At 67.6% G+C, this 4112-nt stretch carries 1 protein-coding gene; it reads right to left on the bottom strand.

Annotated features, from left to right (window positions below):
- The coding region (locus IEJ02_RS47535) for a type I polyketide synthase (protein ID WP_191070467.1) at positions 1-4112 on the bottom strand (4112 nt) is incomplete at both ends.

Below are 4112 nucleotides of genomic sequence, written 5' to 3' on the forward strand. Positions count from 1 at the left end.
GCGAACACAGGAAAGGCGTCATACAACTCCCGCCCCATCCCAGCCCGCTGACTCCCCTGACCAGAGAACAACACCGCCACACGCCCACCCGACCGCACACGCCCCGCAATCACACCGCTCGTGGTGTCGCCCTCCGTCAGCCCCTTAAGCCCAGCCTCAAGCTCCTCCACATCCGAACCAAGAACCACCGCCCGATGCTCAAACACCGCACGCGAACCCACCAGCGCACGCCCCACACCCACCGCATCCACGCCACCACCATCAGCCTGAGCAGCACGCACATACTCCAACAGCCGACCCGCCTGAGCCGCCAACGCCCCCGCACTACGCCCCGACACCACCCACGGCACCACCACAGACGCCACACCACCCCCAGCGGAAACCACCTCCACACCCGAGGCCTCCTCCACCGGCGCTTCTTCAAGGATGACGTGCGCATTCGTCCCGGACACGCCGAAAGAGGACACACCAGCCCGCCGCACCCGCTCTCCACGCGGCCAGGCCACAGGATCGGTCAGCAGCTCAACCGCGCCCGCATCCCAATCCACGTGCGACGACGGCCGATCCACATGCAACGTGCGTGGCAACACCTCCCGGTTCAGGGCCATGACCATCTTGATCACACCACCCACACCAGCAGCCGCCTGCGTATGCCCGATGTTCGACTTCAACGACCCCAGCCACAACGGACGACCAGCCTCACGGCCCTGCCCATACGTAGCCAGCAGCGCCTGCGCCTCAATCGGATCACCCAGCGTCGTACCCGTCCCATGACCCTCGACCGCATCCACATCCGCCGCCGACAACCGCGCACTAGCAAGCGCCTGCCGGATCACCCGCTCCTGCGACGGACCATTCGGCGCCGTCAACCCATTCGACGCCCCATCCTGATTCACCGCCGAACCACGCACCACCGCCAACACCCGATGCCCACGCGCCCGAGCATCCGACAACCGCTCCAACAACAACACACCGACACCCTCACCCCAGCCGGTGCCATCCGCCGCCTCGCCATACGCCTTGCAGCGGCCGTCGGCCGCCAGGCCACGCTGTCGGGAGAACTCCACAAACGTCCCCGGAGTCGACATCACCGCCACACCACCGGCCAACGCCATCGAACACTCACCACTGCGCAACGCCACACTCGCCTGATGCAACGCCACCAACGACGACGAACACGCCGTATCCACCGTCACCGCAGGACCCTCAAGACCAAACACATACGCCACACGCCCGGACATCACACTGGCCGTATTGCCGGTCATCACATATCCGTCAGCGCCGCTCGGCACGGTCGAGAAGCGAGTCAGGTAATCCTGGTTATTGGCTCCGATGAACACGCCGACGGGCGTTCCCGTCAGTTCGGAAGGGTTGATCCCAGCAGTTTCTATGGCCTCCCAGGACGTCTCCAGAAGCAGCCGCTGCTGCGGATCCATGGCCGACGCCTCGCGCGGAGAAATCCCGAAGAACTCCGCATCGAAGCCCGCCACGTCGTCGAGGAATCCGCCGCTCATCGCATAGGTCTTCCCGGACCGGTCGGGATCCGGGTCGTAGAGACTCTCAAGGTCCCAGCCACGGTCGGAGGGGAACCCGGAGATCGCGTCCACCCCACCGGCTATCAGGTCCCACAACTGCTCGGGCGAACCCACCCCGCCCGGGTACCGGCACGCTGCCCCCACGATGACGACGGGGTCAGTGCAGGCATCGTCCTCCGCCTGACCTCCTGGAGGCGTGCCCAGGGGCCGCCTGCCGGAGGTTTCACCTCCCTTTTCCCCGAAGAGTCGCGCCCGAAGATGGGCGACAAGAGCAGCAGGGGTGGGATGGTCGAAAACCACTGTGGTGGGCAAGGCCAGCCCGGTAACCGCATTGAGCCGGTTACGCAGCTCGACTGCCGTCAGGGAATCGAATCCAAGGTCCTTCAGAGCACGGTTCGCGGCGATATCTCCGGAGTCGCCGTAATTCAAAACGGCCGCGACATGGGTGCGAACCAGCCCGAGCAGCAACCGCTCCCGTTCCTCAGCAGAAGCCTCAGCGAGCTGCGTCAGCCAGGCAGACGTCTTCTCCCCCGCCGACGAACGAGTCTCCTCGAGCGCCCGGGCCGCCTCCGGGAGATCCAGCAGCAGCGGGCGATTGCGGGCCGCGGTGAATCCAGGGACAAAGCGCTCCCAGTCCACATCGGCCACAGTCACCGATGGATCACCCGAGTCCCATACCTGCTGCAACGCCACGACAGCCAGTTCCGGTGGCATCGACCGCAGTCCGCGGCGGCGCACCATCTCTTCAGCGGCGTCGACCACCGCCATGCCGGCGTCGGCCCACGCACCCCATGCGATCGAGGTCCCGGCCAGGCCGAGGGCCCTGCGGTGTTCGGCCAGAGCATCGAGGTAGGCGTTGGCGGCCGCGTAACTGCCCTGCCCGCCGCTCCCCCAGGTAGCGGCGGCCGAGGAGAACAGCACGAAGGCGTCGAGCTCCATCTCCCGAGTCAGCTCATGGAGGCACCGCGCGCCTGTCACCTTCGCATCGAGCACGTCGGCGAAGCTCTCCAAGCCGGTCTCGACCACCGGTCGAAGGTCGCCGCCTGACCCGGCGGTGTGCACGATCGCGGACAGCGGGTGTTCGTCGGGAAGAGTGGCCAGCAGAGCACGTACCGCTTCCCGGTCGGCGACATCACATGCGGCCACGGTCACCGAGGCTCCCGCGGCCTCCAGCTCGGCCACCAACTCAGCTGCTCCCGCAGCCGCGGGCCCGCGCCTGCTGACCAAGAGAAGGTGTGCCGCTCCCGCCTCGGCCAGCCAACGAGCGACATGCCCGCCCAACGCACCGGTGCCACCTGTGATCAGCACCGTGCCACGCGGCCGCCAGGCCCCGCCGAACGCGGCACTGGACTCTCCCGTCCGGGCCCGGACGAGGCGCCGTACGAAGGCTCCCGACGTCCGAATCGCGACCTGGTCCTCACCGGCGGAGGAAGCGAGGGCAGCAAGCCACCGCCGTGCCGCTCGGTCATCCAGTACGTCCGGCAGGTCGATCAGACCACCCCACCACTGGGGGTGTTCGAGGCCGATGACCCTGCCGAGTCCCCACACCATCGACTGCAGTGGCGAGGGCAGCGCATCGGAACGGCCGACCGCGACAGCGCCCCTGGTCATCAGCCAAAGGGGCAGGTCCATATCGAGATCGCTCAGCGCGTGGACGAGGGTCAGTGTCGCCGCCGCGCCGGCTGGTGCCACTGGGTGAACGGGTCCCGGTCCTTCGTCCAAGGCCAGGAACGACAGCACCCCGGCCACCGAGGTCGTGCCACCCTCAGTGCCCTCCTCGGCGTCATGACGGGCGACGGCCGCACGAATGTCCTCGGCAAGGGCCGCCCGGTCGGCTCCAGCGCTGGCGGAGACCTCGAGGGGCACCACGGACGCCCCGCTGCGAGCCAATTCCGTGAGGGCATCGTGCACCCACGTCGTCATGCCGCGGGATCCAGCAGGGATCACAGCAAGCCACGTCCCGGTGAGCGTCGGGGCAGCGCCGCCACTCGCTCCGGTCTCGACGATCGGCTTCCATACGACCCGATAGCGCCAGTCATTGACCGTGGAGCGCCGGTTCTCCCTACGATGCCAATCCGCCAGCACGGGCAGAACCTCATGGAACCCAGGCTCGCGTTCGTCGCCCGCCAGTCCCAGAAGGGCGGATACGGCGTCGGTGTCCTCCTCATCCACGGCAGACCAGAAGCGCGACTCTTTCGCCGACGCCGTCGTGGTCGGGCCTTCGACGACCTTCGCCTGTGCCTCGGGCCAGTAGCGTTGACGTTGGAAGGCGTAGGTGGGCAGGTCCAGGCGGGCCTGCGGGGCGCTGCTGTCGCTGCCGCCGAGTGCAGGGGTCCAGTCGATGGGGGCGCCGGTGGTGAACTGCCGTGCCAGGCAGGTGAGTACGGCATTGACCTCGGACTGATCCCGGCGCAGGGAGGGGATGACCTCCGGCTCGTCGCCGGAACCAGGGTCGTTGTGGTGGGCGAGGCAGTTGTGGGCCATGGCGGTCAGAACGCCATCGGGTCCCAGTTCCACGAAGCGTGTCACTTGACCGTGCTCGGCCAGCCACTCCACACCCGGCCCGAACAGCACCGC

This window comes from Streptomyces sp. 5-10, assembly GCF_014712245.1.
Taxonomy (GTDB): domain Bacteria; phylum Actinomycetota; class Actinomycetes; order Streptomycetales; family Streptomycetaceae; genus Streptomyces; species Streptomyces violaceusniger.